This window comes from Aquabacterium sp. J223 (assembly GCF_024666615.1).
Taxonomy (GTDB): Bacteria; Pseudomonadota; Gammaproteobacteria; order Burkholderiales; family Burkholderiaceae_C; genus J223.
In genome coordinates this window covers 3140017-3154355 of record NZ_CP088297.1, presented here as the reverse complement: position 1 = coordinate 3154355, position 14339 = coordinate 3140017, and the positions used below count along the sequence as shown (strand labels likewise).

Genomic DNA, 14339 nt, shown 5'->3' with positions numbered 1-14339 from the left:
ATGGACCCCCCATTCTCAACGCGGGTCCATGACCAGGCAGGTGGTGGAGGCATGGGCGAACAGGGTGCCGTCCGGCCCCACCAGCCGGGCCTGCGCGGTGCCCACGCGGCCGCCGAGGTGGATCACCTCCCCCTGGGCCTGCACCCGGGGTACCCGCTCGGTCACCGCCTTGACGTAGTTCACCTTCAGCTCCAGCGTGGTGTAGGTCTTGCCGGCCGGCAGCGCGCTGTGGATGGCACAGCCGACCGACGAGTCGAGCAGCGTCGCGATCCAGCCGCCGTGCACCGTGCCCAGCGGGTTGTAGTGGTCGAAGGCCGGCCGGCCCTGGAACACCGCCCGGCCGTGGGCCACCTCGAGCAGGATGAAGTCGAGCGTGCGGGCGATCGGCGCCGGCGGCAGCTCGCCGTCGAGCATGGCCTGCAGCACCTGCAGGCCGCTGCGACCGACCAGCTGCTCCGGCCGGGCCACGCCCGGGGTGGCGAAGCGGGGTCGCACCTCGGCCTCGCGCGCCAGCCAGCGGGCGAGGACGTCGTCGGTCGGGGCGGCGGGATCGGACATGGTGGTCGAGCCGAAATGGTTGCAGTTGCAAGCATTGTAGCTACAATGCTCGAATGCCCGTCAAGCCCGCTACAGCCCCCGCGAGCCAGCACACGCCGCAGAACGCGGAGCCGGTCGCCGCGCCGCGCGGCTGCACCAACCTCCGGCTGCGCCAGCTCACCCGCGCGGTCAGCCGCCACTACGACGCGCACATCGCCGCCGTCGGGTTGAAGACCACGCAGTACTCGCTGCTGTCGCACGTGGTGCTGCTGGGCCCGGTCAAGCCGTCGACCATCGCCGCGCAGATGCGGCTGGACGCCTCGACGCTGAGCCGCAACCTGCAGCCGCTGGTGGCGCAGGGCTACGTCACCGTGGGCGAGGGCGAGGACGGCCGCAGCCGCCTGGTCGAGGCCACCGAGCTCGGCCGCGCCAAGCGGGCGGAGGCCCAGCGCGCCTGGAAGCAGGCGCAGCTGTCCCTCAACGCCCGCCTCGGTGTCGAGCGGGTGGTCGCGCTGCACGCGCTGCTCGACGACTGTCTGCAGGGCCTCGACGCCGAAGACGAGGACGGCGCCTGAGCGGCTGCCCCGTTCCATTCCCGTTCACATCACAGGAGTGCCGTCATGAGCCCCGACCTTGCCCCAGGGCGTCGACCGCCGGCGGTGGCCTGGGTCCTGCTGGCGGCGGCCGGCGCCTTCGCGCTCACCATGGGCGTGCGCCAGTCGTTCGGGCTCTTCCTGCACGACCTCAACACCGCCACCGGCCTGGGCCTGTCGAGCATCAGCCTGGCGTTCGCCTTCGGCCAGCTCTGGTGGGGGTGACGCAGCCGGTGGCCGGTGCGATGGCCGACCGCATCGGCGCCGGCCGGGTGCTGGTCACCGGCGTGCTCCTGGTGGCCCTCGGCACGGCGCTGGTGCCCTTCATGACCACCACCGCCGGGCTGGTGCTGGCCATCGGGGTGCTCAGCGCGGGCGGGGCCGGCATCGCCGGCCCGGCGGTGCTGATGGCCGCCAGCGCCCGCCTCATCCCCCCGGAACGCCGCGGCATGGCCAGCGGCATCGTCAACGCCGGTGGCTCCTTCGGCCAGTTCGTCTTCGTGCCGATCGCGCAGGGCCTGAGCGTCGTCGGCGGCTGGGCGATGGCGCTGCAGGGCATGGCCCTGCTGGTCCTGCTGGCCCTGCCGGCGGCCTGGGTGCTGCGCGGCGCGCCGGCACGGGCGGCCGCCACGGCGGCCCCGAGCGCCGCGCCCGCGCCCAGCCGCCGGCCGGTGCGCGAGGCGCTGCGCCACCCCGGCTACCGGCTGCTGATGGCGGGCTTCTTCGTCTGCGGCTTCCACGTCGCCTTCATCGCCACGCACCTGCCGGGCGTGGTGGCGGCCTGCGGGCTGCCGCCGTCGGTGGGCGCCTGGTCGCTGGCGATGATCGGGCTGTTCAACATCGTCGGCAGCCTGGCCATGGGCTGGGCGGTGGGGCGGTGGCGCATGCGCAGCCTGCTGTCGCTGGTCTACGCCTCGCGGGCGCTGGCGGTGCTGGTCTTCCTGCTGGCGCCGAAGTCGGCCACGGTCGTGCTGGTGTTCTCCGCGGTGATGGGGCTGACCTTCCTGTCCACCGTGCCGCCGACGGTCGGCCTGGTGGGCAAGTTCTTCGGCGCCGCCAACCTCGGCACCCTGTTCGGCCTCGTCATGTTCACCCACCAGGTGGGCGGCTTCCTCGGCGCCTGGCTGGGCGGCCGGCTGTACGAGCGCCAGGGCAGCTACGACGTGATGTGGTGGATCGACATCGCGCTGGCCGTCGCCGCGGCGCTGCTGCACCTGCCGATCCGCGAGCAGCCGCCGCGGCCGGCGGCGGTGCCGGTGCCGGCCTGAGCGGCACCGGGCCCGGCGCGTTCTAGCGGCCCGCGCGCGCGGCGACCGCCTCCGCCCGCCCGCTGGTCACCGAGGCCAGGGCGGCGTCCACCACTGCCACGCCGTTGAGCAGCTCCTCGCGTGGCAGCACGAAGCGGCGCCCGGTGGCCACCGCCTGTGCGAAGGCCTCCAGTTCGGCGCGCTCCTTGTCCACCGGGGCCAGTTCGAGGCGCCGGGGCGGTCCCTGCAGGGCGCAGGCGGTGAGCTCGGTGTCGCCGCGCATCTCCAGCCAGCCGGCGCTGCCGAAGGCGTGCACCCGCATCCATTCGGCGGTCGCGTGCAGGGTGGACAGGCTGGCGGTGACACCGCCTTCGAAGCGCAGCAGCAGCGAGGTGGTGTCGTCGAGGTCGACCGTGAGCACGCGCCGGTCGCTGAAGGCGAACACGGAGGTGGCGCAGCCGGCCAGGCCGATCACGGCGTCCAGCGCATGCACACCGCGCGGCGTCATCGCGCCGAGCGGGCACTCGGCGCGGTCCGAGCGCCAGGCGCCGGGCTTGAGCTGCAGGCCGGACGGGCCGGAGTGCGCGGCCTCCAGGTGCAGCAGCCGGCCGATCTCCCCCGCGGCGATGCGCCGCGCCATCTCCTGCCATGCCGGCGACCAGCGGCGGTTGAAGCCCACGCCGAGCGTGACGCCGGCGCGCTCGCAGGCGTCGGTCGCGCGCTCGGCGTCCTCGTGCCGCAGCGCCAGCGGCTTCTCCACGAACACGTGCTTGCCGGCGGCCGCGGCGCGCGCGATCTGGTCGGCGTGCTGCGAATGCGGCGTCGCCAGCACCAGCGCGTCGATGCCCGGGTCGGTCAGCGCGTCCTGCAGCGCGGGCAGCAGCCGCAGGCCGAAGCGCCGGGCGAAGTCGGCATGCGCCTCGGGCCGGCCGGTGATGCCGGCAACGAAGCGCAGGGCGGGGCTGCCCTGCACCGATTCCACCAGCCGGGTGCCCCAGCGGCCCAGGCCCTCAATGGCGACGTTCAACATGGAAGCAGATCCTCCTGACAACGGACAGCCTGACGGGATAGCGAGATCGGCCGATCAATCCTGGTCCCTGCGTATGGGCGCACGGGCCGTCGTCCGAATAATCCGCCGGTCTGAGCACGGAGCACCGACCCATGGGACCGACCGAACAACGCAACCTCGAGATGGCGCGCGAGCACTTCGCCGCCGAAAGCGCGCACGACACCGAGCGCACGCTGAAGACGCTGGCCGACGACGTGATGTACTACGTCGTGGCCGCGGGCGAGAAGGTCTACGGCAAGGAGGCGGTGTCCAAGTACTACGACGTCTGGTGGACCGCCTTCCCCGACGTGCACATCGAGTCCGTGCGCATGGTCGCGCTGGGCGAGTACGTGATCGCCGAGAACGTGGTGACCGCCACCCACCTCGGCCCCTGGCTGGGCCTGGAGCCCACGGGCCGCAAGACCGTGCAGCACCTGTGCGCGGTGTGCCGTTTCAACGACCAGGGGCTGATGTCCGAGGAGACGGTGTACTACGACCAGCTGGAGCGCCTGCGCCAGCTGGGCCATGAACTGCGGCTCGACGGCAGGACGTTGAAGCTGCCCGTGGCCAAGCCGGTGGCCTGACCCCCGGGCACGCCGGGCTGCACCGCGGCCCGGCCTCATTCGGCCCGGATGCCGGCCGTTTTCACCAGCGCGGCCATGGTGGCCAGCTCCTCGCGCACGTGCTGGTCGAACGCCTCGGGCGACAAGGCCATCGGCTCCGCGCCCAGGCGTGACCAGCGCTCGCGCACCTCGGGCAGCTGCAGCGCCTTCAGGCTTTCCTGGTTGATCCGCGCCACCACCTCGCGTGGGGTCCGTGCCGGCGCGAACATGCCGACCCAGAAGTTGTAGTCCGAGTTGGCGTAACCGGCCTCCACCGTGGTGGGCAGCTCCGGCATCGCCTGCGCCCGCCGCGAGCCGCTGACCGCCAGCGCCGCCAACCGGCCGTCGCGCAGCATGGCCATGGCCGGCGCGATGGGGCAGAAGTAGAAGTCCACTCGGCCGGCCATCACGTCGGCCAGCGCCTCCGGCCCGCCCTTGTAGGGCACGTGCACCGCCTCGAACCCGGCCGCCAGCCGGAAGCGCTCGGCGCTGACATGCGCCGCGCTGCCCTGGCCGCCGGAGGCGTAGGTGAGGCCACCGGGCTTGGCCCTGGCGGCGCCGACCAGGTCGGCCGGCGTGCGCCAGCCGCGCGCCGGCGACACCACCAGCAGGTTGGGCAGGTTGGCCAGCGGTGTGATGCCGGCGAAGTCCGCCTGCACGTTGTACGGCAGGTTGCCGTGGGTGGCCGGCGTCACCGTGTGGGACGAGGAGGTGACGAGCAGCGTGTGGCCGTCGGGCTCGGTCCTGGCCACCATCGCGGCGGCCAGCGTGCCGCCGCCGCCCGGCCGGTTCTCCACCACCACCGGTTGCCCGAAGGCGGCGGCCAGCCGCTCGCCGAGCGTGCGCGCCAGCGTGTCGGTGGCGCTGCCGGGCGTGAAGGCCACCACCACCCGCACCGGCTTGGCGGGCCACGTCTGCGCACGGGCGAAGGACCCGGCGGGCACGGCCGCCAGGGCGGCCAGGCGTGCACAGGCGCGCCTGCGATCGAGTCGATGGTTCATGTGCGACCTCTCTCCACCGGCTGTCGCCAGCATTGCCGATTCGGGCTTATATCGCCCGCTGCGAAGCGCCTTCGAGCGGTGGAACCCGGATCGATCGAGCAATCCACCTGACCGCCGCGAGGGCCGCGGCGCCGGGCACGGCGGTCACCCTAGAATGCGATGTCCTTGAGGGAGTAGCCGGCCCGGCGTCGACGACGACGGGCGCCCGCGTCAACACACTTGCCACCGCCCGGTGGCATGGCGCGGGCAGCCGGCGGGCCGATCGACCCCCGATCGACCTGCCGGTGCAGCGAGACTTTTGGCCAGCCGCGACCCCATGCCGGGCGGACGCGGCCGGTCATCCGTTTCGCGCCCGGCCTCGTGAGTCCCGTTTGATCGAATCCCTGCTGCTGTCCACCGGCCTGGTGGCCCTGGCCGAGATCGGCGACAAGACGCAGCTGCTGACGCTGCTGCTGGTCACGCGCTTCCGCCGCCCCGGCACGGTGGTGGCCGGCATCCTGGTCGCGACCCTGCTCAACCACGCGCTGGCCGGCGCGCTGGGCCACTGGTTCATGCAGGTGGTGGGCGAGGCGCGGCTGAAGTGGCTGCTGGCCGCCGGCTTCGTCGCCATGGGCCTGTGGATGCTGGTGCCGGACAAGCTCGACGAGAACGAGGTGCCGAAGCCGCGTGGCCGCTGGGGCGTTTTCGGCACCACCGCGCTGGCCTTCTTCGCCGCCGAGATGGGCGACAAGACGCAGATCGCCACCGTGGCGCTGGCGGCCCGCTTCCCCGAACTGGGCGCGGTGGTGGTCGGTACGACGGCCGGCATGCTGCTGGCGAACGTGCCGGTGGCGGTATGGGGTCCGCGGCTGATGCAGCGGATTCCGCTGCACTGGGTGCGGCGGTTGGCGGCGGCGCTGTTCGTCGGCCTCGGCGCCATGGTGGCGCTGTCGGCCCTCTAGGGTGCCAGCGTCGGGTCGTCGACGATCGCCACCTTCTGCAGCCCGCGCTGCTGCGCCGCCGCCAGCAGCGCGGCCACGTGGCGGTAGGGCACGCGGCGGTCGGGCTTGATCGTCAGCGTCGGCGGGTCGGCCTGCGCGGCCAGCGCGTCGAGCCGCGCGGTCCACGCCGACCGGTCGGCCAGCCGCTCGCCGTTCCAGTCCACGCTGCCGTCGGCCTCGATCACCAGCCGCTGCGGCGCCGGTTCCGTCGGCGGCGGGCTGCTGCTCGGCCGCGGGGTGTCCACCCGCAGCGCGTGGGTCTGGATCGGGATGGTGACGATGAGCATGATCAGCAGCACCAGCATCACGTCGATGAGCGGCGTGGTGTTCATCTCGACGATCGGTTCGTCGTCGCCGTCCGGGCTGCCGAGGGACATGGCCATGCGGTCCTCCGTCAGGGCGCCGAGGGCAGGGTGATGAAGCCCACCTTGGCGATGCCGGCCTGGCGGCAGGCGGCGACCACGCGGGCGATGTGCTCGTAGGGCGTGTCGGCGTCGCCGCGCAGTTGGACCTGCGGCGCGGGCGCCTGGCGCGCGGCGGCCTGCAGCCGCTGCAGCAGGGCGGCCGCGTCGGGCAGCCGCTGCAGGCCCCACCAGACCGCGCCGTCGCGGTCGACCGCGATGACGATGTCGTCGGGCTTGGCCTGCGTCGGCTGCTGACGTTCGTCGGGCAGCCGCACCGGCACCGTCTGCGTCACCACCGGGATGGTGATGAGGAAGATGATCAGCAGCACCAGCATCACGTCGACCAGCGGTGTGGTGTTGATGGTGGACAGCGGCGCGTCCTCGTCGTCGCCGTCGGCCGGGCCGATGCTCATCGCCATGGTGCGGCCCCGATCGGTCAGGCCACCACGCGGGCGTCGCCGGCGAGCAGCACCGCGTGCAGGTCGGCGGCGAAGGCGCGCACCCGCTCCATCGCCGCCTTGTTGCGGCGGATCAGCCAGTTGTAGCCCATCACCGCCGGCACGGCGACGGCCAGGCCGATGGCGGTCATGATCAGCGCCTCGCCGACCGGGCCGGCCACCTTGTCGATGCTGGCCTGGCCGGCGATTCCGATCGCGGTCAGCGCGTGGTAGATGCCCCAGACCGTGCCGAACAGGCCGACGAAGGGCGCTGTCGACCCCACCGTGGCCAGCAGCGCCAGGCCGTCCTGAAGCCGGCTGGCGGTGCGGTCCACCGCCCGCTGCACGGACATCGAGATCCACGTGTGGCGGTCGATGCGCTCGACCAGCGTGCCCTCGTGGTGGGCCTCGGCCTGCAGCCCGGCCTGGGCGATGGTGCGGAAGGCGCTGTCGGCGGGCAGGGCCTCCACGCCGGCCTTCACGCTGCCGGCCTTCCAGAAGCGCTCCTCGGCCAGCGCGGCCTGCGCCAGCAGGCGCCGCTGCATCAGCAGCTTGTCGACGATCACCACCCAGCTGGCCACCGACATCAGCACCAGCAGCACCAGCGTGCCGCGGGCCACGACGTCGCCCTGCGCCCACAGCGCGGCCAGGCCATAGGGGTTCTCGGCCGCGCCGCCCTGCGCCTGGGCGAGGCCGGCGAGGGTGGCCAGCAGGGCGATGGCGGCGCTGCGGCGAAGGGCTTGAAGGGACGGTCGGGTCATGGGGCTCGCTTCGTTCGGTTCAATCGGTCAGGCGCCAGTGGTAGGTCACCGTGCCCGCGCTGCGCTCGGCCCGCCCGTCGACGGTGCCGGCGCGGCCGCGGCAGGTCAGCGTGGCGTCGAGGGTCGCGCGGTCCAGCAGCTTGTGCTCGCGCGTCGGCCCGCTGGACTTCTGGACGCGGGCTTCGACCACCCGGCCGTCGACGTCCAGCGTGTAGGCGATGGTGACCGAGCCCTCGACCTCGGCGCGTTTGGCGGCCTCGGGGTAGGGCACGACGCAGGCGCCGAAGTTGAGCTGCGGCGGCGTGCGGGCCGGTGGCGCGGGCGGCGCCGGCGGGGCGGGCGGTGCCGCCGGCGCCGGCGGTGCGGCGGGTGCGGGAGGCGGTGCCGGCGCAGGCGCTGGCACCGGCACGGCGGGCGTCGGCTCGGGCACCGCGGGCACCGGCGTGGGCGCCGGCGCCGGTGCAGGCCGTGGCGCAGGCGCCGGCGCCGGCCGCGGTGCGGGCACCGGGCGCGGCGGCGGTGGCGGCGGGGGAGGGGGCGGTGGCGGAGGCGGTGGCGGGGGGCGGGGGCGGCGCCTCCGTCACGATGGTCGCCTCCACCGGCGGCCGGGGCAGTTCGGCCGGCTTGCGGTCGAGCCCGCGCAGCAGCGCCCAGCCCAGCACCGCATGAAGCACCACCACCACCGCGCCGACCATCGGACGCTTGCCAGCCGGGAACGATCGAGGTGAGGGCACGGACGGGGGCGAGGGCGATGGGCGGGACAGGGGCGGCCGTTGGCACCGGCGGCCGCGGCGGTCGCCAGGAACCGCCGGCCTTCAGGGGCCGGCGACTATAGCGTCGGCGCCGTGACGCCGGCGGCGGCGCCGGGTCGTGGCCGACCGCCCGGCAAGGGACAATGCCGGTTCTGACGGCGACGGAGGACCGACGGTGAGGGTGTGCATCTACGGGGCGGGCGCCATCGGTGGCGTCATCGGCGCCAACCTGGCGGCCCAGGGCCATGCGGTGTCGGCGGTGGCCCGTGGCGACACGCTGGCCGCGCTGCAGCGCCACGGCTGGCGGGTGCAGCGGCCGGACGGCACGCTGCTCCAGGCACCGGTGCAGGCGGTGGCGGACAGCCGGTCGCTCGGGCCGCAGGACCTGGTGGTGGTGGCGGTCAAGGGGCCGGCCATGCCGGCGGTGGCCGCGGGCATGGCGCCCCTGCTCGACGACCGCACCCTCGTGCTGCCGGCGATCAACGGCGTGCCCTGGTGGTTCTGCGCTGGACAACAGGCCGGCCAGGCCAGCGGCCTGGCGCTGCGCAGCGTCGACCCCGACGGCGCCACCGCCCGCGCCATCCCGCTGGCGCAGGTGCTGGGCTGCGTGGTGCACCTGGCGGCGGCCGTCGCGACGCCCGGCGAGGTCCACTGGCGCAGCGGCCGCGGCCTCATCGTCGGCGAGCCGGCCGGCGGCCCGAGCCCGCGGCTGCAGGCCCTGGCCGACGTGCTCACCGCCGCCGGGTTCGACGTCACCTGCTCGGCCGATGTGCGGCGGGACATCTGGTACAAGCTGTGGGGCAACCTGACGATGAACCCGATGTCGGCGCTGACCGGCGCCACGGTCGACCGGCTGCTCGACGACCCGCTCACCCGCGCCTTCTGCAGCGCGGCGATGGCCGAGACGGCCGCCATCGGCGAGCGCATCGGCTGCGCGGTGGCGCAGACGCCGGAGGAACGGCATGCCGTCACCCGCCGGCTCGGCGCCTTCAAGACCTCCATGCTGCAGGACGTCGAAGCCGGCCGGCCGCTTGAGCTGGACGCCATCGTCGGCGCCGTGCGCGAGATCGGCGCCCACCTCGGCCTGGCCAGCCCGCACGTCGACGCGCTGTTCGGCATGACGCGGGTGTTCGGGCAGGTGCGCGGCCTGTACCCCGCCTGACCCCACGAACGATGGCCGCGTCGCCGCACGACCTGCCGGACGTGTCCGACGTGCCGGAATGCGACGAGGCGCAGCTGCGCCTGGCGCGGGTGCAATTCGGCACCAGCCCGCCGCCCGGCACCGTGGCCGAGGAACTGCAGCCCTGGTCGGGCGACCGCGGCTTCGTCATGGCCTTCGCGCGTGGTCTGTCGGTGCTGCACGCCTTCCGTGAGCAGCGCCGCCCGCTCACCATCGCGCAGGTCAGCCACCGCACCCACCTGCACCGCGCGGCGGTGCGGCGGCTGCTGCACACGCTGCAGGTGCTGGGCTACGTGCAGCAGGACGGCGTGCAGTACCGCCTGGCGCCGCGCGTGCTGACCTTCGCCCACGGCTACCTGTCGTCGACCCAGCTCACGCACATCGCGCGGCCGCTGGTCGCGCGGCTGAGCCAGGCGCTGCAGGGCTTCTGCATGCTGGTGCTGCCGGACGGCGACGTGTCGACGGTGGCCTGCACCTCCAACTTCCCCGTGTCGCGCACGCCCGACGAGCAGCCGCCCAACCTGGGCCACCGCGAGCCGCTGCACGCCAGTGCCGCGGGGCTGGTCTTCCTGGCCGGCCAGGACGACGCGGCGGTGGCGGGCTACTGCGCCCGCGAAGCGCTGCGGCCACCGCTCCCAGCGGACGTGGGGCCTGCCCGACGACCTGGTGCAGCGCGTGCGGCAGGTGCGCGAGCAGGGCCATGCCGTCGTCGACCGCCTGCTGCCGCTGGAGCTGCGGCTGGTGGCCGTGCCGGTGCCGGGCGACGACGGCCGGCCGGTGGCCGCGCTGGTGACCGGCACCGAAGCCGAGCGCCATGGCGCGGCCGGGATCGCGGCCGAACGGCTGCCGCTGCTGCGCAGCACCGCCCGCGAGCTGGCCGGCCAGCTGCTGGCCGCGGCCATGCCCCCGCGTTGATACCATTGCCGCCCTTCTGAAAGCCCCAGGCCGAGCGATCGCCCGCCCTGCCCCCCAAGGGGCAAGGAAACCTGGGGCCGCCCGGCGTTTCCTTGAGGTGGCGTGATGACCAACGAGACAACTTCCCTGCTGACCGTGCGCGTGGCGCGCAAGACCGTCGAGGCCGAGGGCATTGCCGGCTTCGAGCTGGTCGCCGCCGACGGCAGCGAACTGCCGGCCTTCGACGCCGGCGCGCACATCGACGTGCACGCCCCCGGCGGCCTGCTGCGCCAGTATTCGCTGTGCAACCCGCCCGGCGAGCGCCACCGCTACCTCATCGGCGTGCTGCGCGACCCGGCCAGCCGCGGCGGCTCGGTGGCCATGCACGACGGGCTGAAGGAAGGCGACACGCTGCAGATCAGCGCGCCGAAGAACCACTTCCCGCTGGTCGAGGACGCCCCGCGCAGCCTGCTGTTCGCCGGCGGCATCGGCGTCACCCCCATCCTGGCGATGGCCGAGCGGCTGCATGCGCTGGGCCGCGACTTCACCTTCCACTACGCCTGCCGCTCGCCGGCGCGCACCGCCTTCACCGAGCGCATCCGCGCCAGCGGCTTCGCCGACAAGGTGCTGTTCCACCACGACGACGGCGCGGCCGAGCAGAAGCTGGACCTGCCGTCGGCGCTGAAGTCGCCCGCGGCCGGCACGCACCTCTACGTCTGCGGCCCGAAGGGCTTCCTGGAGGCGGTGCGAGCCCAGGCCGCCGATGCCGGCTGGCCCGAGGCCAACGTGCACTACGAGTACTTCGCCGGCGTCGAGGCCCACTCCGCCGCCGACCGGCACTTCGACGTGGTGATCAAGAGCAGCGGCGCGGTCATCCGCGTCGAGGCCGCGCAGACCGTGGTGCAGGCACTGGAGGCCAACGGCGTCTTCGTGCCGGTGTCGTGCGAGCAGGGCGTGTGCGGCACCTGCCTCACCCGCGTGCTCGAGGGCGAGGTCGAGCACAAGGACCTGTACCTCACCCCCGAGGAACAGGCCGCCAACGACCAGTTCCTGCCCTGCTGCTCGCGTGCCAAGTCGGAGCGTCTGGTGCTCGATCTGTGAGCGCTTCGCGCAGTGCTACACTGCGCGGCTTTTCGGGGACGTAGCTCAGCTGGGAGAGCGTCGCGTTCGCAATGCGAAGGTCGGGAGTTCGATCCTCCTCGTCTCCACCAAAACAGCGCTAAGTGCTTGATTCCCCAGGGAACTCAAGCCTTGGCCGGCCCGGTCGATAGCAAGTGGTGCACACAACTGATGCACAAACTGCTTTTCGGCCCATGCCCAGCACCCACCACATCACCCGTCGCGGCGCGGTCTACTACTTCCGCGCCCGCGTGCCGAAGGAGCTGATCAGCGCCTACGGACGCAAGATGGTGTCGGTCAGCCTGAAGACGGGCGACGAGCGCGAGGCGCATCGACGCGCCGTCGAGCACAAAGAACAACTCGAGCGCGAGTTCACGGCGCTGGCCAGGCAGACCCGTCGCCTGGTTGACGGCTACAGCGGTGCGATCTTTCACCTGAGCGACGCCGACATCGAGGCCTTGTGCCTGCGGTTCCGGTCCTCGATGCTGGCTGACGACGAGTTGCAGCGCATCCGCGGCCTCGACGCCAGCGCGCGGCAGCTCGATCTGGACATCCTGAGCGACTGGATGCCGTTGCTGCGCGACAACTACGCGCGCGGCTTCCTCGGCGACGTGTACCGCAGCCTGGACGCGTTTCTAACGTCCATCGACCTGCGGGTGCCTCGCGGCTCTGCGTATGAGCGCTTGGCCAGGCGCTTCCAGCAGGCCGAGATCGAGGTGTACGACGCGATCCTGCGCCGCCGCAGGGGCGAGTCCGTCGACATCCCGCTGCTACCGCTCGACGCGCTGACCTACGACGACGTGTTCCGGCTGTGGAAAGGGTGGAAGCCCAACCGACCGCTGAAGACGGTGCGTGCCTTCGAGCAGGCGTTCGAGGAACTTAAGGCCCGAACCACCGCCACCACCCCGGCGATGCTGACCAAGCAGGATGCCGTGAGCTTTCGCAACCGGTTCATCGACAGTGGCAAGGCGTCGCGTCGCACGGTGGCCAAGTGCATCGGGTTCCTGCGCGCCGCTTTCGAATGTGCCCGCAAGGACGGCAAGATCAGCGTCAACCCGTTCGATGGGGTGGAGGTGGCGCTTGACGAGGTCGAACTGAAGAGCCGCACCAGGCTGCCGTTCACCGTTGCGGAGCTGAACACCATCTTCACGGGACCGGTCTACCAGCCGGGCTTCGTGCCGCGCAAGTCGCTCGGCGCGTCTCAGTACTGGCTGCCGTTGCTGTCGCTGTTCCAGGGGGCACGGCTTGAGGAATTGGCGCAGCTCCACGCGGAAGACGTCCGCAAGGATGAGGAGCACGGGCACTACCTCGTCATCCACGCTGAGGGGCAGCGGCAGGTCAAGAACAGCAGCTCCGTGCGGCAGGTGCCGCTTCACGAGGAGTTGGTCAGGCTGGGCTTCCTTGACTACGTCGCAAGCGTGAAGGCAGGGCGGCTGTTCCCCATGCTGAAGCGAGACGCCTACAACAAGCTGGGCACGACGTTTTCGACCTGGTTCGGGCGCTATCTCCACCAGCTTGGAATTACCGATCCGTCACGGGTCTTTCACTCGTTTCGGCATAGCTTCGTCGCTGTGTGCAAGCAGAAGGCTGCCTCTGGTATCCCGCCTGAGGTGCGTGAGGCAATCATTGGGCACACGCCCACGAACGAGATCGTGGAGGCTTACGGGGACATCTTCTATCCGCTTGAGCCACAGGTCGCGGCTATGCGCAACCTTCAGATCAAAGGGCTTGATCTAACGCACCTGCATCCGAAGTAGGTGGACGACCGGTATGCAGCGGTTCCGGCCGGTCAAGCACCAAGGGTGAACTCACGCTGTCTGCCATCTAGCAGCCGTTGGACCTCGCAACCGCGGGACGCTCGAATGTGAGCAGTACGAGGTGGAGGGGCCGTAGGCGGTGCTCGAGGCAGTCTGGCGCTCCGCGGCCGACTGCTTACCACTGGGACCGAACTGACGCTGCCGACCCACAGCGGTAGCTCGATTGCGATTTGGCCGCCACATGCCAGTCGTTCGGAAAGTTCAATCTGGGGGAGTCCCGTTAGCCCACCAGGCAAGCGAAGCGACGGGCGCCGGCGCGAACGAGAGCGTGAACTTCTGGTTCCCCGGCTGCCTATGCTGGCAGCAGTCCGGCGCTTCGATAGCCGTCCATCAGCGCATCAAAGAGCGCAATGTCGGAGCGGCCTCTCGCCATGAGCTGGGCGCCAGCGACGGCGGCGTAGATTGCCTTGGCTCTCTGCTCGCTGACATCCCGAGCAAGTCCAGTTGCGACGAGCGTCTTGGTCAACCAAGCGACGTTGACATCGGCGAACCGTTGCACCTCCGTCTTGACCGCTTCAGGCAGGTCGTCGTACTCCGCAGACATGAAGCTTGCCAAGCACATGCGGTTTGCATCCTGGAGTGACTTGCGAAAGATCTCCGGATACCGGCGCAGCGCCTCATCGGGACTTGGCGACTCGGCAGCCATCGCTTCGAGTCTCGCTGCGGTGTTCTCCCAGTAGCGCTTGGCAACAGCAGCCGCCAAGTCACCTTTGGTGTCGAAGTGGTAGTACAGGCTGGCGTGCTTGACGCCGACCTCTTCCGCCAGCTCACGGAAGTTCAAGCCCGCATAGCCACGAGACTGCGCCGCCTTCTTGGCGGCCTCCAGGATGGCTTCGCGAGCGTTGTTCGGGTCTGGCTTCCGGCCCACCTCAAATACCTCTTCGACAAGCGGGTGTTGACAAGTCCAAATTCTAGCCTTTATCATTCATCTACCAAGTGGTTGGTATATAAATCTGAAAGGACTTCC

The 14339-nt window shown here is 71.8% G+C and carries 15 protein-coding genes, 1 tRNA gene and 1 pseudogene; 9 read left to right on the top strand and 8 right to left on the bottom strand.

Going from position 1 to position 14339, the window contains the following annotated elements; translation table 11 throughout:
* Positions 1 to 15 precede the first annotated feature (15 nt).
* On the bottom strand, positions 16 to 558 hold the full coding sequence (locus LRS07_RS14980) for a PaaI family thioesterase (protein WP_260498795.1): 543 nt from the start codon (positions 556 to 558) through the stop codon (positions 16 to 18).
* 53 nt (positions 559 to 611) lie between these two features.
* Between LRS07_RS14980 and LRS07_RS14975 the strand changes: the two genes are divergently transcribed.
* The gene (locus LRS07_RS14975) at positions 612 to 1112 is read left to right on the top strand and encodes a MarR family winged helix-turn-helix transcriptional regulator (protein ID WP_260498794.1); all 501 of its coding nucleotides are present in this window, start codon (positions 612 to 614) and stop codon (positions 1110 to 1112) included.
* Positions 1113 to 1157: 45 nt separating this feature from the next.
* Positions 1158 to 2398: pseudogene (locus LRS07_RS14970) on the top strand (MFS transporter).
* A gap of 22 nt (positions 2399 to 2420) precedes the next feature.
* Here LRS07_RS14970 and LRS07_RS14965 read toward each other — a convergent pair.
* Positions 2421 to 3407 (bottom strand): Gfo/Idh/MocA family protein, encoded by a 987-nt coding sequence (locus tag LRS07_RS14965; protein WP_260498793.1) that lies wholly within the window; start codon positions 3405 to 3407, stop codon positions 2421 to 2423.
* Positions 3408 to 3538: 131 nt separating this feature from the next.
* On the opposite strand from LRS07_RS14965, the gene LRS07_RS14960 reads away from it, so the two are divergent.
* A complete protein-coding gene (locus LRS07_RS14960) occupies positions 3539 to 4009 on the top strand; it encodes an ester cyclase (RefSeq protein ID WP_260498792.1) in 471 nt (156 codons plus the stop codon).
* 35 nt (positions 4010 to 4044) lie between these two features.
* Here LRS07_RS14960 and LRS07_RS14955 read toward each other — a convergent pair whose 3' ends face one another.
* Positions 4045 to 5028, bottom strand: coding sequence for a tripartite tricarboxylate transporter substrate binding protein (locus LRS07_RS14955; protein ID WP_260498791.1), 984 nt, complete (start codon positions 5026 to 5028; stop codon positions 4045 to 4047).
* 374 nt (positions 5029 to 5402) lie between these two features.
* On the opposite strand from LRS07_RS14955, the gene LRS07_RS14950 reads away from it, so the two are divergent.
* The gene (locus tag LRS07_RS14950) at positions 5403 to 5969 is read left to right on the top strand and encodes a TMEM165/GDT1 family protein (protein ID WP_260502128.1); all 567 of its coding nucleotides are present in this window, start codon (positions 5403 to 5405) and stop codon (positions 5967 to 5969) included.
* Here the strand turns inward: LRS07_RS14950 and LRS07_RS14945 are convergent.
* Genes LRS07_RS14945 through LRS07_RS14930 form a run of 4 tightly spaced genes read right to left on the bottom strand, consistent with a single transcriptional unit; the run spans position 5966 to position 8049 of the window.
* Positions 5966 to 6391, bottom strand: a complete 426-nt coding sequence (locus LRS07_RS14945; RefSeq protein ID WP_260498790.1) for an ExbD/TolR family protein — start codon at positions 6389 to 6391, stop codon at positions 5966 to 5968. The two genes, LRS07_RS14950 and LRS07_RS14945, sit on opposite strands and share 4 nt — an antisense overlap.
* Positions 6392 to 6402: 11 nt before the next feature.
* Positions 6403 to 6831, bottom strand: a complete 429-nt coding sequence (locus LRS07_RS14940) for an ExbD/TolR family protein (RefSeq protein ID WP_260498789.1) — start codon at positions 6829 to 6831, stop codon at positions 6403 to 6405.
* Positions 6832 to 6848: 17 nt separating this feature from the next.
* On the bottom strand, positions 6849 to 7610 hold the full coding sequence (locus LRS07_RS14935; RefSeq protein WP_260498788.1) for a MotA/TolQ/ExbB proton channel family protein: 762 nt from the start codon (positions 7608 to 7610) through the stop codon (positions 6849 to 6851).
* Positions 7611 to 7629: 19 nt separating this feature from the next.
* Positions 7630 to 8049 carry an energy transducer TonB gene (locus tag LRS07_RS14930; RefSeq protein WP_260498787.1) on the bottom strand — a complete coding sequence of 140 codons (420 nt, stop codon included), beginning with the start codon at positions 8047 to 8049 and terminating at the stop codon, positions 7630 to 7632.
* Positions 8050 to 8537: 488 nt separating this feature from the next.
* On the opposite strand from LRS07_RS14930, the gene LRS07_RS14925 reads away from it, so the two are divergent.
* The 5 genes from LRS07_RS14925 (at position 8538) to LRS07_RS14905 (ending at position 13312) form a co-directional block, all read left to right on the top strand.
* Positions 8538 to 9524 (top strand): 2-dehydropantoate 2-reductase, encoded by a 987-nt coding sequence (locus tag LRS07_RS14925; RefSeq protein ID WP_260498786.1) that lies wholly within the window; start codon positions 8538 to 8540, stop codon positions 9522 to 9524.
* 11 nt (positions 9525 to 9535) lie between these two features.
* Positions 9536 to 10477: a helix-turn-helix domain-containing protein gene (locus LRS07_RS22460; RefSeq protein WP_260498785.1), complete on the top strand. Its 942-nt coding sequence runs from the start codon at positions 9536 to 9538 to the stop codon at positions 10475 to 10477.
* Between the two features lie 85 nt (positions 10478 to 10562).
* Entirely contained in the window at positions 10563 to 11537 is a 975-nt protein-coding gene (locus tag LRS07_RS14915; protein WP_260498784.1) for a PDR/VanB family oxidoreductase, read from the top strand.
* A gap of 34 nt (positions 11538 to 11571) precedes the next feature.
* Positions 11572 to 11647, top strand: a tRNA-Ala gene (locus LRS07_RS14910).
* A gap of 102 nt (positions 11648 to 11749) precedes the next feature.
* Positions 11750 to 13312, top strand: a complete 1563-nt coding sequence (locus LRS07_RS14905; RefSeq protein ID WP_260498783.1) for a site-specific integrase — start codon at positions 11750 to 11752, stop codon at positions 13310 to 13312.
* Between the two features lie 352 nt (positions 13313 to 13664).
* Here LRS07_RS14905 and LRS07_RS14900 read toward each other — a convergent pair whose 3' ends face one another.
* Positions 13665 to 14240: a TetR/AcrR family transcriptional regulator gene (locus LRS07_RS14900; protein WP_260498782.1), complete on the bottom strand. Its 576-nt coding sequence runs from the start codon at positions 14238 to 14240 to the stop codon at positions 13665 to 13667.
* Between the last annotated feature and the right edge of the window lie 99 nt (positions 14241 to 14339).